General features: G+C 57.2%; 23 protein-coding genes. 22 read left to right on the top strand and 1 reads right to left on the bottom strand.

The annotated features are described in order from the left end of the window. Positions 1 to 9: 9 nt before the first annotated feature. Positions 10 to 870, bottom strand: a complete 861-nt coding sequence (locus C6571_RS18740) for an AcaB family transcriptional regulator (RefSeq protein ID WP_106448411.1) — start codon at positions 868 to 870, stop codon at positions 10 to 12. Positions 871 to 1,947: 1,077 nt separating this feature from the next. On the opposite strand from C6571_RS18740, the gene C6571_RS18745 reads away from it, so the two are divergent. The 22 genes from C6571_RS18745 to C6571_RS19635 all read left to right on the top strand — a co-directional run bounded on the left by C6571_RS18745 (position 1,948) and on the right by C6571_RS19635 (position 16,728). Next, on the top strand, positions 1,948 to 2,130 hold the full coding sequence (locus tag C6571_RS18745) for a hypothetical protein (protein ID WP_106448412.1): 183 nt from the start codon (positions 1,948 to 1,950) through the stop codon (positions 2,128 to 2,130). Between the two features lie 207 nt (positions 2,131 to 2,337). After that, on the top strand, positions 2,338 to 2,649 hold the full coding sequence (locus tag C6571_RS18750) for a hypothetical protein (protein WP_146139387.1): 312 nt from the start codon (positions 2,338 to 2,340) through the stop codon (positions 2,647 to 2,649). Positions 2,650 to 2,862: 213 nt separating this feature from the next. Beyond that, the gene (locus C6571_RS18755) at positions 2,863 to 3,714 is read left to right on the top strand and encodes a PD-(D/E)XK nuclease-like domain-containing protein (RefSeq protein ID WP_106448414.1); all 852 of its coding nucleotides are present in this window, start codon (positions 2,863 to 2,865) and stop codon (positions 3,712 to 3,714) included. Positions 3,715 to 3,780: 66 nt separating this feature from the next. Further along, positions 3,781 to 4,932: a recombinase RecT gene (locus tag C6571_RS18760; RefSeq protein WP_276329911.1), complete on the top strand. Its 1,152-nt coding sequence runs from the start codon at positions 3,781 to 3,783 to the stop codon at positions 4,930 to 4,932. Positions 4,933 to 5,158: 226 nt separating this feature from the next. Further along, entirely contained in the window at positions 5,159 to 5,821 is a 663-nt protein-coding gene (locus C6571_RS18765) for a hypothetical protein (protein ID WP_106448416.1), read from the top strand. 219 nt (positions 5,822 to 6,040) lie between these two features. Continuing rightward, positions 6,041 to 6,472: a single-stranded DNA-binding protein gene (locus C6571_RS18770; RefSeq protein ID WP_106448417.1), complete on the top strand. Its 432-nt coding sequence runs from the start codon at positions 6,041 to 6,043 to the stop codon at positions 6,470 to 6,472. A 145-nt stretch (positions 6,473 to 6,617) separates the two neighbouring features. After that, complete coding sequence (locus C6571_RS18775) at positions 6,618 to 7,763, top strand: DUF7146 domain-containing protein (RefSeq protein ID WP_106448418.1); 1,146 nt, start codon at positions 6,618 to 6,620, stop codon at positions 7,761 to 7,763. Positions 7,764 to 7,774: 11 nt separating this feature from the next. Continuing rightward, a complete protein-coding gene (locus tag C6571_RS18780) occupies positions 7,775 to 8,074 on the top strand; it encodes a hypothetical protein (RefSeq protein ID WP_106448419.1) in 300 nt (99 codons plus the stop codon). Positions 8,075 to 8,319: 245 nt separating this feature from the next. Then, complete coding sequence (locus C6571_RS18785; RefSeq protein WP_106448420.1) at positions 8,320 to 8,751, top strand: hypothetical protein; 432 nt, start codon at positions 8,320 to 8,322, stop codon at positions 8,749 to 8,751. A gap of 9 nt (positions 8,752 to 8,760) precedes the next feature. Then, positions 8,761 to 8,898 carry a hypothetical protein gene (locus C6571_RS19805; protein ID WP_170094859.1) on the top strand — a complete coding sequence of 46 codons (138 nt, stop codon included), beginning with the start codon at positions 8,761 to 8,763 and terminating at the stop codon, positions 8,896 to 8,898. Between the two features lie 186 nt (positions 8,899 to 9,084). After that, a complete protein-coding gene (locus C6571_RS18790) occupies positions 9,085 to 9,537 on the top strand; it encodes a hypothetical protein (protein ID WP_106448421.1) in 453 nt (150 codons plus the stop codon). 245 nt (positions 9,538 to 9,782) lie between these two features. After that, positions 9,783 to 11,666 (top strand): DUF4942 domain-containing protein, encoded by a 1,884-nt coding sequence (locus C6571_RS20080; RefSeq protein WP_245901598.1) that lies wholly within the window; start codon positions 9,783 to 9,785, stop codon positions 11,664 to 11,666. A gap of 295 nt (positions 11,667 to 11,961) precedes the next feature. After that, a complete protein-coding gene (locus tag C6571_RS18800; protein WP_106448422.1) occupies positions 11,962 to 12,162 on the top strand; it encodes a hypothetical protein in 201 nt (66 codons plus the stop codon). Between the two features lie 183 nt (positions 12,163 to 12,345). Beyond that, positions 12,346 to 13,389, top strand: coding sequence for an ATP-binding protein (locus C6571_RS18805; RefSeq protein ID WP_106448453.1), 1,044 nt, complete (start codon positions 12,346 to 12,348; stop codon positions 13,387 to 13,389). A gap of 115 nt (positions 13,390 to 13,504) precedes the next feature. Further along, positions 13,505 to 13,714 carry a hypothetical protein gene (locus C6571_RS18810; RefSeq protein ID WP_106448423.1) on the top strand — a complete coding sequence of 70 codons (210 nt, stop codon included), beginning with the start codon at positions 13,505 to 13,507 and terminating at the stop codon, positions 13,712 to 13,714. Between the two features lie 28 nt (positions 13,715 to 13,742). Beyond that, positions 13,743 to 14,123 carry a toxin of addiction system gene (locus tag C6571_RS18815; RefSeq protein WP_106448424.1) on the top strand — a complete coding sequence of 127 codons (381 nt, stop codon included), beginning with the start codon at positions 13,743 to 13,745 and terminating at the stop codon, positions 14,121 to 14,123. A gap of 211 nt (positions 14,124 to 14,334) precedes the next feature. Beyond that, complete coding sequence (locus C6571_RS18820; RefSeq protein WP_106448425.1) at positions 14,335 to 15,225, top strand: hypothetical protein; 891 nt, start codon at positions 14,335 to 14,337, stop codon at positions 15,223 to 15,225. Positions 15,226 to 15,324: 99 nt separating this feature from the next. Further along, the gene (locus tag C6571_RS18825; protein ID WP_106448426.1) at positions 15,325 to 15,543 is read left to right on the top strand and encodes a hypothetical protein; all 219 of its coding nucleotides are present in this window, start codon (positions 15,325 to 15,327) and stop codon (positions 15,541 to 15,543) included. Then, complete coding sequence (locus C6571_RS18830) at positions 15,536 to 15,913, top strand: hypothetical protein (protein WP_106448427.1); 378 nt, start codon at positions 15,536 to 15,538, stop codon at positions 15,911 to 15,913. Before C6571_RS18825 ends, C6571_RS18830 begins: the two co-directional genes overlap by 8 nt. 82 nt (positions 15,914 to 15,995) lie before the next feature. After that, positions 15,996 to 16,295, top strand: a complete 300-nt coding sequence (locus C6571_RS18835; RefSeq protein WP_106448428.1) for a hypothetical protein — start codon at positions 15,996 to 15,998, stop codon at positions 16,293 to 16,295. Then, positions 16,292 to 16,471 carry a hypothetical protein gene (locus C6571_RS18840; RefSeq protein WP_106448429.1) on the top strand — a complete coding sequence of 60 codons (180 nt, stop codon included), beginning with the start codon at positions 16,292 to 16,294 and terminating at the stop codon, positions 16,469 to 16,471. Before C6571_RS18835 ends, C6571_RS18840 begins: the two co-directional genes overlap by 4 nt. After that, positions 16,468 to 16,728 (top strand): hypothetical protein, encoded by a 261-nt coding sequence (locus C6571_RS19635; protein ID WP_146139388.1) that lies wholly within the window; start codon positions 16,468 to 16,470, stop codon positions 16,726 to 16,728. Before C6571_RS18840 ends, C6571_RS19635 begins: the two co-directional genes overlap by 4 nt. Positions 16,729 to 16,845: the final 117 nt, after the last annotated feature.

Raw genomic sequence — 16,845 nt, forward strand, 5'->3', positions numbered from 1 at the left:
GCGCGAGGTTTAAGCGATAACTTCCTCGGGCTCTGCTTCGGTATCAGGCACCTCCACGGCGTCAAGCGCAGCGGGCTGCGTCGGTTCGGGCGCTGCTTCCTGCACCTCACCATTGACCACAGGCGCGACATCCTTCGAAAGGGCCGTGCCTGCGCGGGGGTCGGGCACATTGTGTTCGCCATTGCGCTGAGCCGCGGCCATAGAACGAATGGCCAGCGAACGCAGATCATTGGCGCAGCGCATGAGAACGCGCTTGACGTTGAAGATGCCTTTGGAGTGCTCCGAGTCGCTGATCACATGCGACAACCACAGGATGTCGAACTTTTCGACGAGCTGGTCATAGTCGCGGATGAGATTGATCCAGCTCGCGGCCCGTGGGGATGTCAGCTTGGCGGACACGGAAAGGGGGGCCGAGTAAGACATCCCCGTGCCGGAGACCCCGAAGGATTCAGCGAGCTTTTCCAGGCGTGCAGCTTCGTCGGAAATCACCTTTTGGGTGGCGCTGAGCTGCTGGTTTACAAGCTCGTCCACCTTCGTGCATTCGCTTTCGGGGGCGAGCACGCGCAAGATGACAGACAGGGTGTAGAGGGCCTCGTCGCCCACGGTGAACGAGCGGCTAAAGACGGTCTGGGCGTGGAAAGAATTGAGCGTGGCGGTGTAGGTCAAGAAGGCCTGAGACCTTGGGCCGCCTTGACGCCCCTTGCGCGCAGGCCGCGGGCCGTTTGCCCCGTTGGCCGGTGCCGCAGAAGCCTCGTTCGAGGACGCGACGGCAGCGGGCTGCGTCGTGGTCGGAGCGTCGGATTTCAGGGCTTTTGAAGTCGCTTTCGGCGCCTTCGGCGGCTTTGCAACTTGGGTGGATTCATCGGCCATAGTGGATACCTCATGAAGTGAATGAAAACACCTTCGCTGCAAAACGCGCGCAGTGCAGCCGGGTGGACAACGGTCAGAACAGATGCTAGGTACCCCGCGAGCAGATGCGGACCGGAAAAGCGCCGCAAACTGGCGCATCTCCAGATCAACAAAAATTTGTCGTTGACAACATCGAGAGTGCTGCTAGGATCGCGCTTATCTATTGAGCAGTGTGCGTAACGCCCTCTCATTCGAGCGGTAGCATGGCCGTACCTTTCGGGGTAAAACAGCGATTCAGAGAGCCTCCGTAATGGATGCCAGACGTACGATGTTCATTCCGTATGTCTCAGCGTGCACCAGATGCATGCACAGATTCAAGCCTCAGGCTTGCATCACAGGAGCGAAGCTCCCAACCCCTTCACTGCGGGTAAATGCAGTTGGGTTGTGAGCACAAATAAGACCTGGACTTCTTCCCGTTGGGATGAAGATGGGCATTCGCTTTCAACTCTGCCTTCAATGGCATCAAGAACGAAGAGACTTCCTTGTAGGACTCTCTTCCCGCCTGTGCGTGATGCACGGCCGGTCAAAGCACACCTGACAGACCCGACACCTTTGTGGTGTTTGGCTTGCGCACGTGTGCAATAAACATTGCTTGCTTTTGCAAGTAATGGAGCACTCAGTCGAAAGACTGAGCTTCTAAATCCTCGGGATAGCACATGCCCGAGGGCGTGGTGTTTCCCGAGGCCTTCCTTGGAGTAAATCATGACCCTCGTTCTCTTGGCATGCGTTATTACCGGCAGTGCCCTGTCGTACGGCTTGTTCCGCAAGCTCGGCTGGTACTGATAAATTGAAAGAACATCCTTTCGGGGATGTTCTTTCTTTTCTGGAAGTGGACTTACACCCTGCAGACCTAAAACGTTCGGAAAGATGTTTTAGGTCTGCAGGGTGCCACGGACAGTAAATGTCATGTGCGCCCTGCAGGTTTCGCAACTTCGCAGGAGCTCATCATGGAATTGGTTATTCTCAGCCTTTGTGTTTTCGCCGGTCTCCTTATCAGTCGGCCCATCGTGCGCTTCATGCGTTGAAAGTCGCGCTGATATGAACACCAAGACCACAATGGCCTCCGACCATCTCAAATCGATGTTCACGTCGCTGCCACTCCGCGACGCTGTGCTTTTGCACAACGGATTACGCAACCCTGAGCCACTAAGCATTGAGTTGCGCGAGAAGTTGCGCTTGGCCCTGCGCCGTACGAACGTGGTGACCATTCGTGAACGGTAAAGCCTATCCCCTGCAAAGGGGATGGGTTTTCCAAAACATAGCGACCGTTATGTTTCGGAAAGCCTTTCTAACCTGTGTGCGTAATGCACCAGACCTGAAGCGGTAGCTTGGCCGCGCCTAATTAAGGCGACTCAGCATCTCATCAACCCCAACGGGCATGTCCACCCGTTTGGGGTGGCCGTGTCCATTTCCACAGAGCAAATGAACATGAGCAAATTCATCATCAGCGTTACGTACGAACATCAGGATGAAACAAGCCTCGAATCTGGTGAACCGTATGAACGCGGGTACGAGATCGAAGGACAAGAAGTCGATGAAGACGAACTCAAGGCGATCGCCAATGAGTACGGCGTCAACGCCGCGTCGAGCACTGTAATAGGACAATTTACCTGGTTCAATTCCAGTTCGCCAAGAGAGGATCGTGAGTATTTCGAGAAGGGTATCGAGAAATTCTTTAGTCTTCACATCAAAAAGGGGGACGTGCTGCACGCCGCCCGAATCCTTAACATCAAAGGCTAAAAGCCAGTAACCTTTTGCTCCCGCAGAAGGTTTGCTCAAGCGCCTTCTGGGCCCTTCATCAAACCTATTTGCTGTGTGTAGGGTAATCCTGCCACTCAATTACTCCTGGCACGGGGAGTCAAAACAACCGGCAACAAGGCTCGAAAGAGCATCCACCCACACGGGATGACTATCCCGTAGGGGTATGGCATCTCGCTTTTCAAAGGAGAGACCATGCTGATGAAAACAGGTCTAGTCGATATTCCGGCCTCGGAATATCACTCGGACAAGGACATCGTGGGGCATTCAGCGCTTGTCGAAATGCTGCGCTCACCGGCGCACTTCATGCACCGGCTGAACACGCCTTACGAACCCACCCCGGCCATGCAATTTGGCACAGCCGTCCACACCGCCATCCTGGAGCCCTCGCGGTTCCACACGTTGTACGCGGTGCAGCCCAAGTTCGACCGTCGCACCAAGGATGGCAAGGCACTTGCCCTTGCTTGGGAAGAAGCCAACCGAGGCGTTCTGCCCATCGAGCAAGACGATCTGAACAGGATCACCCGCATTCGTGAGTCGATCAATCGGCACGTGGATGCGTCGGCATTGCTGCAATCGAGCATCACCGAGCAAAGCTATTTCTGGACGGATCATGAAACGGGCATTCAATGCCGGATCCGAGCCGACTTGTTGAAGCTCGCTGCCGATGGCTGCATTGAAGCGATCGGGGACCTGAAGACGACGCTTGATGCGTCGCGCGACGGGTTCGTACGCGCGATAGACAAATTTGGCTACGACCTTCAGGCGGCGTTCTACGTCGATGGGATCAAGCACCTCACGGGGCGCGAGGTTCCGTTCTACCTGATGCCTGCGGAGAGCAACGCACCGCATGGTGTTGCGCTGTACCGCGTTGGCCCGAAGAGCATTGAGGTGGGGCGCGCGAAATACCGCGCCGCACTGCAGTTGCTTCAGTGGTGCCGGGAACACAATTCCTGGCCCAGCTACCAGCCGTTCGGCGAAGCTGAAGAGATCGAGATTTCAGACTGGAGTCTCAGACGCGCCGCGGCTGAGTTTGAAGATGAGTAAGTAATCCGCCCATTTTTGGGTGCCCAAGCGGGAACGCTATCCCGCTAGGGGTGGTGTTCCCTTTTTTTGTTAGTTCAAAAGGAGATCACCATGAATCAAGTTCTCAAAACCATCCGTACCGCAGCACCTGCGCGGCGCGATCCGCAGGAGCTCAACTTCCCAGCAATGCTGGAACGCAGCAAAGCGGAAATTGCTCGGGCGCTCCCCAAGCACATTGACCCGGATCGCATGTTGCGCATCGCCTTGACGGCGTTTCGTACCACGCCAGCACTGGCCAAGTGCAAGCCCGTTTCGGTTCTGGCGTCGATCATCCAGGCGTCCCAGTTGGGCCTGGAAGTAGGCCAGAACGGCGAGGCCCACCTGGTCCCGTTCAAAGAAGAATGCCAGATGATCCCTGGCTATCAAGGCCTGATGAAACTCGCTCGCAACAGCGGGTTCGTCAAGGACATCTATGCACACGAGGTCCGCGAAAACGACCACTTCGTGATGCGGTTGGGCCTGGAACGCCACCTGGACCACCACCCCATGCCTGGGCGCGGCGGCTTTCCTGCATCGGAAGCGATGCGGGGCGAAGTCGTGGGCTTCTACGCCGTGGGTGTTCTGAAGGACGGAACGCCGACCTTCGTCGCAATGTCAGTCGAAGACGTTTATCAAATCCGCGACAACAGCAAGGGCTACCAAGCCGCCAAACGGTATGGCAAGGCTTCGACGTGGGACACCGACTTCATCCCCATGGGCAAGAAGACCGTGATCCGAGCGCTTTGCAAGATGATGCCCAAGTCCGCCGAGCTGAGCGCTGCCATGGCGCTCAACGATGTGGCCGATCGCGGCCAATCCCAGAACATCAGCCTCAAAGAGGCTGCAGATGGGAGCTACGAGGCGCCCACTGTGGTGGACGAGGAGACCGGGGAAATCATCGGCAATGAGGCCGAACAGTCGGCTCCCGGTGCGTACGCACAACCCCAGCAAGCGCAGCCGCCCAAAGAACCGCAACCTCCGGTGCAAGCGCAAAAAAATGCGCCCAAACCCCGTGAAGACGTGCTGACCAAAGTCATCGGTTCGATGACGGCGGCTTGCACCGAAGATGACCTCAACGAGGCCTATATCCGCGCAGAAACCCAGGTCTCCGGGGTGGACCGCGAGATCCTCGACAAGGAATATGAAAAGCGCCTCGAAGAAATTCGTAAAGGCGATGGACAAGTGGGCTCCTTGCTCTGACATGTCCTTTCCATGAAACATCCCCCGGCGCAAGCCTGGGGGTGTTTTTCAGCAGGCATTGCATGCAGTGTCTGCCGAAAAACAGGTTTTCTCTCCAGTGCGTAATGCACCAGGACTTGAAAGGGTAGTCTGGCCCGTCTCTTCAGAGCGAATCAGCAATTCACTTGTCCAACCCACGGGGGCCCATCCCTCGCGGGATGACGCCCTCTCATTTCGAGAGGTCACAATGTTTTTCAGAAAAAAGGTCGATTGCCGCTCTAAAGAGGCAATGACCACGTTTTTGCTCACCCACAACCGCTACCAGGTGGACAACCGGGCGATTGGTTCTGGCACCTCGTATGCCAACAAAATCAAGCTGCACAACCTCGGTCTGCGAGGCTCTCAGCTTGAAAAGGCCTTTGACATTTACGCGGCGGATGACGATTTCTGGCCCCAAATCTCGGGCCCGATCCGAGCCTTCGAACATGAAACCGATGCCGCCTACTCAGTGGCCCGCATGGGTCGCAGTGGGGGTTATCTGGTGCTTGCCAGGGCTCAATACGAGTACCCCGGCTACAAGAGCACCTGTTCGAAGTGCGGAAAGCTCAACTTCCAGGAAGCGGGGCCAGAGGCCAAATGCGGGGTCTGCCATAGCCCTCGCGTGAACCTCAAAAAACCGCTGCGCTGGATCCGTACCACCGGGTCGAGCATCGATCACGCAATGGCGGCCGAGGACTTCATGGACCTATCCATGGAGGACTTGAAGCTCAAGGTGGATCTCGTGCTCCGGTTCGACGAAGTATGCGACTCTGTTCGTGAGAGGTTTCTTTGCCTACTCGACAACTACATGGTCGTCGAAAAAACCATCATGGTGCCAACCAAGGTTCGACACCTTGAACCAGTTCTCTAACGCGGGCTGTCATGAAACTTGTGTGCTGCGGCTGCGCCGCTTCCTACAAGGGCTGCTTCATCCACCACCACATGGATGGGCGCATTTCTTAGCAGTCTCCCTCGCTGGAGGCACACCAGGCCCGATCGTGGCGCGCTGCCCAACTGGCAATCACGCGCATGTGAAGTCCGTTCGCAAACCCCGATGCCAGTAGGCATCGATTTCAATCAGGAGTAAATCATGTTTTCAGTTTCCAAAACCATTTTGATCGGCCGTATGGGGCGCGACCCGGAGGTGCGCGTGTTCCCTTCGGGGGATCGTGTCGCTACCTTCTCGGTAGCCACCTCGGAGCGCTGGAAAGACAAGCAATCGGGCGAGTGGAAAGAGCTCACCGAATGGCACCGCGTCGTTGTGCGCGGGCCGTCTGCAGATTACGCCGAGCGCAACCTCCGAAAGGGGGACTCCGTGTACATCGAGGGCGTCATTCGCACGCGGAAATGGCAGGATCAAGGCGGTAACGATAAATCGTCCACCGAGATTCACGCCAACGAGGTCAAGACGCACGCCAAGGCCAAGGCCAAGGATGCCTCTACCCCGGAAATCCAAGGCGGGAGTGAGGCCCCTGAGGGCAGCCATGGCTCGTTCGAAGGCGCAGACAATTTCCAATGGTGATCTGAAGCCATCAATCAAACCCTGCTGGGGCCACCCCAGCGGGGTGGTCCTTTGCAGTTCTCTCATCGCCCTTCTCGGGGCACTCCAAAGTGCCTCACGGGCGTTTTGGTGTGCCCCGCGTCGGGCGTAACCAAAGGAGGCAGCAATGCAGCAAAGGACGAAGGAGGAGCGCGAGCAATACTGGAAAGAGTATTGGAAGAACGCTCGCACCATGGCCGATGGGCGCTGGGGCTCGGTCTTCATGACCCTGGCAAAACCCTTGCAGTCGGCAGTCGAATCCAAAGGCAAACGCCATTGCGCCTGTCCGGTGCATGGCGGCACAGATGGATTCAGGTTTTTCAAGGACTTCGAAACCACGGGCGCAGGGGTCTGCAACACCTGTGGCACGTTTTCAGATGGCTTCGCTATCCTGCAGTGGGTCAACGGTTGGACCGCCAGAGAAGCCGTTGAAGAGGTCGTCGAGCACTTGACCGGCAAGCGACACGGAGGGAGCACGACACCTATCAGGCGAGAGATTCCCAAGATCGCCCCGAAGCCTGAAAAGGACAACACGGCGGTTCGGGCATCACTGAACAAGACCTGGCAGAGAGCTCTACCCGCAAACGCGAAACAGGCCGAGCCTCTTCGCATGTACCTGGCGCGGCGTGGTCTGGCTAAACCCAGAACCACGGCACTGAAACTGCACCCTTCCCTAGCCTACAGCGACGGGGAGAAGGTGACTGGTTTTCATCCGGCAATGGTGGCTGTTGTGCAGGCACCGGACGGCTCGCCAGTAACGATTCACAGGACCTACCTGGACGAAGACGGCAACAAGGCCAGCGTCGATGAAGCGAAAAAACTGATGGCATATCCAGAAGGGCTCAGGCTCTCTGGAGGAGCCATCCGTCTTGCTCCGGCAGGGCGTGTTCTCGGTGTCGCCGAAGGCATCGAGACCGCCCTGGCAGCAATGCAAGGGATGGGTATTCCCGTCTGGGCAACGGTCAACGCCACGATGTTGCAGCAATTCACCCCTCCCGATAACACAGAGTTGGTCTTGGTCTTCTGCGACAAGGATCGACCTTCAAAAAACCACCCACGTGGGCATGGCCAGGAAGCAGCAATGCGACTGGTCGAGCGAGTGTGGGCACAAGGGAAGAAGGCGATGGCGATCACACCGAAGGGAGAGATCCCTGAAGGCGCCAAATCGCTGGACTGGCTCGACATCCTCAACCGGGATGGCGTAAAGGGTTTCCCCAGCTATGAGGCGGTGCGTCGCGCTATGGTGGGTTATGAGTTGCGCAAGGCAGCGTGAGGAGGCGGATCATGTACGGGCGAATCAACCTGAATACGATCGATACGCAGCCTGGCGCTGGCAACGCGTTTTCCCCCCCTGCGGGGTTCAACGGGAACTACAGGCAATTCATAAACCAGCGGGTCAAAGCCGACCCCGGAGTGCGTCAGCACATTGCAATCGTGGCACTGAAGTTCCGCAGAGAACAAACGCCACCGGCGTTCCATGGTCAGTACGCGAATGAGGCCCAAGCATTTGCCAGGGCCGTTCTCCGAAAGCTCATAGCGGCAAGCGCTGCTCTACGCGAAAAGCAGGATGACGACGAATCCTGATTCAAACGAACCTTCTGCGCCTTTGGCGCAGAGGGTTTCCTACAGCACGTGCAAAAGCGCGTGCTGCACGAAACCCCCAAAGACTTCTGCCTGTGTGCGTAATGCACCAGACCTGAAGCGGTAGCTTGGCCGCACTCTTTCGAGTGAAACAGCATCAAAACCGGCACGTCTCAGATGTGCCATTTCAACCCTCTGGGGCATCATCCCCAACAGGGGTTGGTGCTTCGGTTTTTTTGGAGTACCTCATGACCCCTGAACAAATCGTTTTGATCCTTGCGCTCTTTGGCTCCGCCAAGGCGGCGCTCGATGTGGTGGTAAGTGTCGTGAAAACCATCTTCAAGCCCACTACAGGGCAAACCCCTCAGTCATCGGACCCAACCGCGATAGCGCGCATGGTCTCCTTGCTGGAATCGATGACGCTGGCCAACGAGAAGTTGGCTGAGCGCGTAGCCTCGCTGGAGGCTGCGGTTGTGGTGAAAAGAGCCAGTCGCAAGCCAGCGAAGCCGGCCGAGCGTACTGCCTCATTGGAAGCTGAAGCTGCAGTGAAACGAGTCAATCGAAAGCAAGTAACGAGCCCCGAGCAGGCCCACAATGAACCACCCATCGAAGGCATTCTCGGTATGGAACTTCCCCCAACGGAAGACCGCCAAGAAGGGGCCTTCGAGGTCGTGCGCTAAGGAATTGCCATGCAACCCCTACAGATCATGATCAACAAGGGCGATGGGCTGAACTATGTCCAGCTCTCTCGACGGCCCCCTGTCGCTGTGCTTGGCTCGTCCACGTGGCGGATCGTCATGCAGCGGCTGCGGAAGTTGCTCGGCTAAGAGAGTCACCGCAGCTCAACCCCTATGGGCACGCACTTCCACCAAGCAGAACGCCCATGCCCCCCCCGAGTTGGCCACCATTCATCGAGAACGGGCGCTTCAACTCACTTTTCCATTTCATTATTCAACCCGCGGGGGAATTGGCCCTCGTGGGCATGTTCCTCTGCAATTCCTTTGGAGAGAAACATGCAAAGAACCGTCACCATCGTCACCAAGACGTTTGTGCCTTATATGAGCGGCGAATCACCCGAATGGGTGAAGTACGAGCTCAATGACCTGATACTGAACCGAATCATCGCGGAACAGAACCACGTGCGGGAAACGAACCTGAATGCTGTGGAGCTGGGCCTTGGGATTCAAAGCACCTGGCCAGATGGGTGGTCGGACGTTGTGTACGAAGCGGTACGCATCGACGCCAATGGCTTCGCGGTTTGCGCTGTCGTGGACGGAGGGGCTCTGTACGTAGAGAGCCTGTCCCTGCCAGTTGAAGCCATCAACCAGTTGCTTGATCAGGCCAACGGGGAGCCCACGCTTGCGCTGCCGAACAGTGTCATCTGCGACGGGGGGATCTACTTCTTTGACGAAGCTGATCCGCGCGATCTCGTGCTGGCCTATCGCGGCAGCGAAAGCGCCGAATGAAAGGAGTGAACGTGCTGCGAAATCGGCATGAAATGGGTTTGCACGCACTCGCTTGTGATGAGCAGGCCAGCGCGCACTACGCGGCTGACACCAACGGCTTGATTGGCTGGCTGTGGCGCATCCGATGCTACGGAAAGGGATTCATGGGCATGTGAGTTGCCGGGTCCCCAGTTTGATTTTTTTCAACCCCAAGGGGGCCTACCCCCTCATGGGGGATGGCCCTCTTTTTCATTAGAGGAGTCATCATGAATGGTTACCAATACTTCCCCACGGGCGAGCGCACGGCGGCTCTTATGTGGAACATGTTCAAGCGCCCCATTGGGCACGTGTGCGATCCGAGCGCGGGCAAGGGCAACCTGATCCGCTATGCACAGGAAGGCTTCTCCGGCCTTGCCGAAGAGGACATTCCGTGGGTTGCAGAGTTCGAAGATACTGAGTATCAGCAAGGCCGATACACGGTTCGCCTGCGAGAGCGGGCACGCCAAAAGTTCCAGCGCTTGCGCGAAGTGTCTGTTGTCGAAATCGATGCGCAGCACCACGCCAGCCTCAAGGAACTCGGCGCCAACCTGCTCGGGTACGACTTCCTGCAGGTGCAAAGCCTGGCAGCCATTGATCAGGTCATCATGAACCCGCCTTTTTCGGAAGGTGCCAAGCATGTTCTGCATGCATGGGATACGGTTTATGACGCTGAAATCGTGGCCATCGTGAACGCGGAGACCATCAGGAATCCGTTTTCTCAGGAGCGCAAGCGCCTGGTTGGCCTGATCGAGAAGCACGGTAGCGTCGAGTTTCTACGGGACCAGTTCACTGGCGACGTGGAGCGCAAGACTGACGTGGAAATCGCACTGATCCATCTGGACAAAGAGCCGGCGAACGGTTTGGACATGGACGCCATCTTTGCCGGCATGCGCAAGGACCAAGAAGGTCCGGAGCTCAACCCCGAGCAATGTTCCGCATTGACGCTGCCCAACAACTTTGTGCAGGACACCTGCATGCGGTTTGACATGGCGGTCAACGCAGCACGAAAGTCATGCGAGGCGCAAGCGATCTCGGCCCATCTGTCGGCGCAGCTTGGCCTGACATTGGAGGAGATGCAGGCGAAAGGTGTTGGCAGCGACTCACGCGAGAGCGTGGGCTCAATCCGAAAGTACGCCAACAAAGCCTTTCAGGAGGCCTATGCCCATCTGAAGAAGCAAGCGTGGGCGCAGATTATTCGCTCCGCGCTCTTGACCGAAAAGCTAAGCAACCAGGCACGCCGCAAGGTGGAGTCCTCGGCCGCAAGCATCTACCAGATGGAATTCAGCGCGTACAACGTTCATGGATTCCTGGCGGGGGTGATTGAGTCGATGGGCGACATTTACCGCGACATGATCTGTGATCTGTTCGATACCATCATCGAGCGCAGCACGGACAACGTGGTGTTCTACAAGAGTTGGAAGTCGAATCAGAAGCACCGCATCGGAGTGCGCATCAGGAAAACCCGCTTCATCATCCCCCGCTTCCGGTCCCACTGGGGCGACGGGCTGGACTACGAAAGCGAGCAATTCCTTGCGGACATCGACAAGGTGTTTGGCTACCTTCACGGCGAAACCAAGCACTATGACGGTCTGGTGTCGGGCTTCAAGCGGCGCGAGAAAGGATCGTCGGAGCGCATTAAGACGCGCTACTTCGATTTCCGGTACTACTGCGGCACGGGAACGATCCATTTCTACCCTGCCTCGCAAGAGGTCGTTGAAAAGATCAACCAGTTCGTGGGCAAGCTGCGTCACTGGATCCCTGCCGACATGAACGAGGCCAACGCCGACTTCAAGAAGCAGTATGAACAGGGCGAGTCGCTGAGCAAAGAGTACCTGGACGCATATCGCAAGAGCAACACCAGGACCTACGGGTACGACGATCCCGCACGGGCAGTGATTCGCAGCCTGAAAGGTACTGGTAGCAACGAGTTGCCCGAGCTCGATCGCATACAGGCGGCCATTGATGGGATCCATGCAAAACATGGTCTGCGTTGTGGCCCTGCGCTTGAGCAAAGGCCGGTGCTCCAAGCGCTCCCGGCGCCTCAAAAAGTAGCTGTAAGCGCACCAACTCCACTCCCCCAGTCGGAACAGTTGGACCTGCTTGCGGCGTGACGAAACGAGTCAGCTCATTGCTGTGGCAAGGCGCGTCAAAGCGTTCTTGCTCCAGCGTGAGTTGTGTCGCTAAAATGAAGGCCGCCCCCACCAGGGCGGGCTTCCCAAAGCGTCTAATTCAGGGACGTTTTGGAAAGCAGCTTTTTTGGTCGCACCGGGTAATCCGTTCGACTTCAAAGAACTCCTGGCTGGGGAGTTAAAACAACCGGCATAGCGCGCTCGCAAGAGCGATCACAAACCCGTAGGGGCCACTGCTCCAACCGGGGCCGTGGCCTTCTTTTTTGGAGTCCACGGCATGCATGAAATTGAACTCTCGCCCATCACCTCGGGCGGCTTGAAATCCATCAGCGACGACGATCTGTGCTCGCGCTGCTTGCACTGCAATTACAAACCGGGCGAACTGAGCTCTTGTTCCCAAGGCTGGCCTGGAATGGAAGATGCTGACGGCTACGTGCAAGCGTGCTGGAATTGGACGCCGCGCAGTCAAGCGAAATGAATGAGCCTTCCTGCGCGAGCAGGAGCGGCTTGCTCTCCCCAAGAGTCTCTGCTGATGCAGAGAAGTCATGGGGCCTGATCTAAGGGTTTCCTGGCCTTCGGGCTTTTGTTTCATTCACTTTTTCACCCTCGCGGGATACCTATCCCGCAAGGGCATGGTGTCTCGCTTTTTTTGGAGATCACCATGTCGAATACCATCACTCCGCAAAAAGCTTCCCACCTGTTGGCAGCTTTCATGGCGGCAAACACGCCGGTACTGCTCACTGGGGCGCCGGGAATAGGAAAGTCCTCGATCGTCGAACAGGCGGCCGCAAGCATCGGATACGACATCATCTTGTCGCACCCGGTTGTCAGCGATCCCACGGACGCAAAGGGCTTGCCCTGGCCAAGCAAGGATGGCGCAAGCGCTACCTTCTTGCCCTTCGGGGATTTGGCGCGCGCCATCAACGCCACGCGCCCCACGTTGTGGTTCCTTGATGACCTTGGGCAGGCCAGCCCCGCGGTGCAAGCCAGCTACATGCAACTGTTGCTGGCACGGAGCGTCAACGGGCACAAGCTGCCCGATTGCGTCACCTTCGCTGCGGCCACCAACCGCCGTAGCGACCGCGCTGGTGTGAGTGGCATCCTGACCCCTGTGCTTTCTCGATTCGGCACCGTTATCGAGGTCGAGGTCTCGGTGGATTGCTGGACGCAATGGGCGCTGGGTGCGGGCATGCCGCCTGAACTCATCTCGTTCATCCGGTTTCGTCCGAACCTGCTGCATGTCTTCGATCCAACCAAGCGTTCGAATGACATGGAAAACTTCCCGTGTCCTCGGACCTGGGCATTCACCGGGAAGACCCTCAATATGGCTTTGCCTGAAGACTTGGAATTCACTGCCATTGCAGGAGCAGTCGGCGAAGGCGCGGCCTTCGAGTTGCGAGCTTTCCTGAAAATGTATCGCAGCAATATGCCGAGCCCGGACAAGATCATTCTTGACCCGGACAACGCACCGATCCCGGATCGTCCCGACATGATCTGGGCCGTCTGCAGCGCACTGGCAAGGAAGGCAAGCGACAGCAACTGCGGGCGGATCTTCCGCTATGCAGAGCGCCTGCACGGAGATGGCAAGTCGGAGTTTGCGACCTTGATGGTCAAGGACACGACGCGCCTGCATCCGGAAGTGCATGACACGCCCGACTGGACGCGGCTTGCGGTAAGTGAATTTGGCCAAACCTTCCTGGGATGAGCCACGGGAGAGTTTCATGCCGCAGTTGCCGACAGCGGTGCAACGGCTAGACTTCAGTCGCCTGCCATGGTGGCACCAGAAATGGTGTCATCCCTGGCTGCGCGAAGGAGCTTCTATGCATTTCACCATCCACTACGACGACCTGGACACCACTCCAGAGCGGTTGAAAGCCATGGCGGAAGAACTCGGGCTCACGCCCGAAGAACTCATCCATCAGGCGATCGACAAACACATGGGTGGATACGGGCTCAAAACGCCCCCACCTGGCTTCGAAGCCAAGAGTCTCCACGAGCTATTCGTAGCCCACGGAGTACAAAAACCTTAACCATTCCCCTCAGGGGCAGGAGACTGCGATGAGCAAGTTTTCCGCCCCAGTTGGGGCAATCGTGCATGCATGGTTTCCGGAATCGGAAGCCGTCATGACGCCTGGTCCGAAGCTGCGGCCAGTGCTTGTTCTAAGTGTTGAGGACAGAGGAAACGGTCGCCGCGAGGCGCTTGTTGCCTACGGTACAAGTCAGCACCCGGAACGCGTCGGCCAAGGGTCTTTCACGATCTCGGCCGCCAAGACGAAAGCACTGAAAGTGGACACGAGGTTTGACCTTCAAAGGCGCCTTTGGCTTCCCCTCGACGAGCGGTATTTCGATACTGCACACGCTCCTGAAATGGTCCCGCTGGACCATATGGCGGCGTTCCGTCGCGAGGCCGTCAACGTGGGTTTGGTCAAAACCCGATAAAGAACCCCTGCACCTCGGTGCAGGCGGTTTCCCAGAGCGTCCAGAAAGGGGCGCTGCGGGAAATCAGCATTTGATGCGGACGGGGTAATCCCTTCTGTTCAATGTTCCTGGCTCGGGGAACTCAAACAACCGGCAACAAGGCTCGCAAGAGCATTCATCAACCCTTTCGGGCAATCCCGAAAGGGGGTTGCTCGTTTTCTAGGAGCAACCTATGCACAGCGTAATTTCGTATCCTGATCGCGGCCATTGGGGCGACTCGAAGTGGCGGGGAAACTGCAGCGGACACGTCTATCAGGACCTGTTTCGACAACTGCAGCCGTCAACCTTTGTTGATCCCATGGTCGGCTCGGGAACCTCGGTGGAAGTGGCCAAGGAAATGAGCATCAAAGCATGGGGCCTGGATTTGCACCAGGGCTTCAATGCAGTCACCGACTCGATCCTCTTGACGGTGGGCGAGCAAGTTGACCTTTGCCTATCGCATCCGCCCTACGGCCCCATGATCGTTTACAGCGGGTCCGTTTGGGGCAGCGAACCGAACCCTGCAGACCTCTCACGATGCGGCTCCAATCAGGAGTTCCACGAGAAGATGCAGCTCGTGTTGCTGAACCAGCGCGATGCAACAAAGCCGCAGGGCTTTTATGGAACCATCATCGGCGACTATCGGAAAAATGGGACGTACACGTCCTACCAGGCCGAAATGATTGCTCGTATGCCCAGTGACGAACTGGCGGCGGTGATCATCAAGCAACAGCACAACTGCGTTTCTGACTCTCGCAGCTACTCCAAGTTGGCCCTGCCGCGGATCATGCACGAGTACATCCTCTTGTGGCAGAAGAAATCCGGCCCACTGCTTGTGCTTCTCGGCACGATGGCAAGGGAACAGCACTCGCGCCTGACGGGGACATGGAAGTCGATCATCGGCCTAGTGATGCAGCGCCTTCGCGGTAAGGCATCGCTCGAACAGATCTACCAGGAAGTCGCACGTGCAGCGCCTCAAAAGCTGGCCGTAAACCCCAATTGGAAAGCAAAGGTTCGGCAAGTCCTCAACAGCACCGGGATGTTCAGTTCGCCTGAACGTGGCTTGTGGATGCTTGCCGCTTAGAGATACGGGCAGCCCGCAGCCGATCGCAGTTTTTGTTTTTCCCTTGCGGGGACTTGCCCCGCCAGGGGTGAGCTCCGCAGATCAACTTAGGAGTTCTCCATGATCAACATCAGCACCTGCAACTACGGAACGCACACGGCCGTCCACATCAGAAGCGGTCGTCGAGATCTGCAGCTCGTCATGTACAGCGGCCAAACCGTCGAAGAGTGCCTGGCGATGCACAGCCGCGATCTGAGGCGCCATGCCTCGCGCATCATCGCACAGACGGAATTCATCGAACGGGCGCAGGCCCAGATGAAAGAGAAAGCCCATGCCTAAGCCGCGCGTCAAACCCCCCAAAGTGCTGTACGCACGGACGGTGGCCAAGATCCTTGAGCGCGAACTGCGCTGTTCGGACGAGGGCTCTTTTTATTGGGCGCAAGCCGCAGGAAGCGAAACCCCATGGGGCCCGCCGATCCTGGAGTGGCCTCTTACGGTGGATCCTGTCCTGAAAATTCAGGAGGGAGCGCACGAAGGGACACACGTGATCATCTGCGGTGGCCACGACAGCGACGGTCAACCGATCGGCCCTCTGGTCGAGATCAAGCTGCTCGGGTGCCTCAATCGCGTGATGACCATAGATGTGCCTCTCATCAATGGCGCGCTGAAGTCCCTGGACTACGACGCCTTGTTGGCAAAGCAGGCGTAAAGCCTGGCAGCAAACTTTTTTAACCCTCTGGGGCATCAAATCCCAGAGGGGATTGGTGCCTCATTTTTTTGGAGCATCAATCATGAAAATCGTAAGCAAGACGCGCAGGTTTGAACCCGAGATGATCGAGCGCAATGAGCACGATCTGAATGGCATCGATGTGAGGCAACTCAAGACCGGTGTGCTCGATGTCAACCTGCTGAAAGAAGCAGGCCTGTGCGTCCAACCCATCCTTAACGAGTGCCGCGTGGTCGCAGTCTCCTACTCAGGACAGACGATGAACTTCAGCACGAAACAACGAGAGGTTCTCTTCCACGCGAAGGCGGTCAACGGCGCCTACCTGGGCACCTATTTCGCGAACGCGTTCAAGGCATTGTCATGAGCAAGATACGCGAATACGACTTCCCCAATGCAGTGATCAAGCGGCTGAACGATGGCACCTACCGGGAATACCCGAAATGGACCATCATCAGCGTGCGCAGATCACGGCAGTACGTCGCTGAGGCTCTTTTGGAGCTGCGCAAGTTTCGTTCTGCGATGAAGGGGAGGGCAAAGTGAAATCCTTCGCCATCGTCTTCAGCAACTACACCGCCATGGTCATGGCGTGGGAAGGTACGGCACAAGAGATCAAGAAATACCTTGGGAACAGGGAAATTCTTGGCGAAGTGCTTGCCAACAGCGCTGAAACAGCCTTAACCCAATGGCGCAGCGATGTCGCTTCCCTCTCAATCAGAGGGAAGAGGCATACGTCCAACAGGCGTTCGGTGCGCCACTCAAGAACAGGAGCTCCACACCCTTGGGCTTCAAGGGCCTGAAGTGCTGGAGCCTCTTCCAATTGAGCACTAAAATTGAACCCGCTCCAGCCTCACGGCTGGGGTGGTTTCCCAGAGCGTCCAGAAAGGGGCGCTGCGGGAAACCAGCATTTGACGCGG

This window comes from Simplicispira suum, from assembly GCF_003008595.1.
In the GTDB taxonomy this organism is placed as follows: Bacteria; Pseudomonadota; Gammaproteobacteria; order Burkholderiales; family Burkholderiaceae_C; genus Simplicispira; species Simplicispira suum.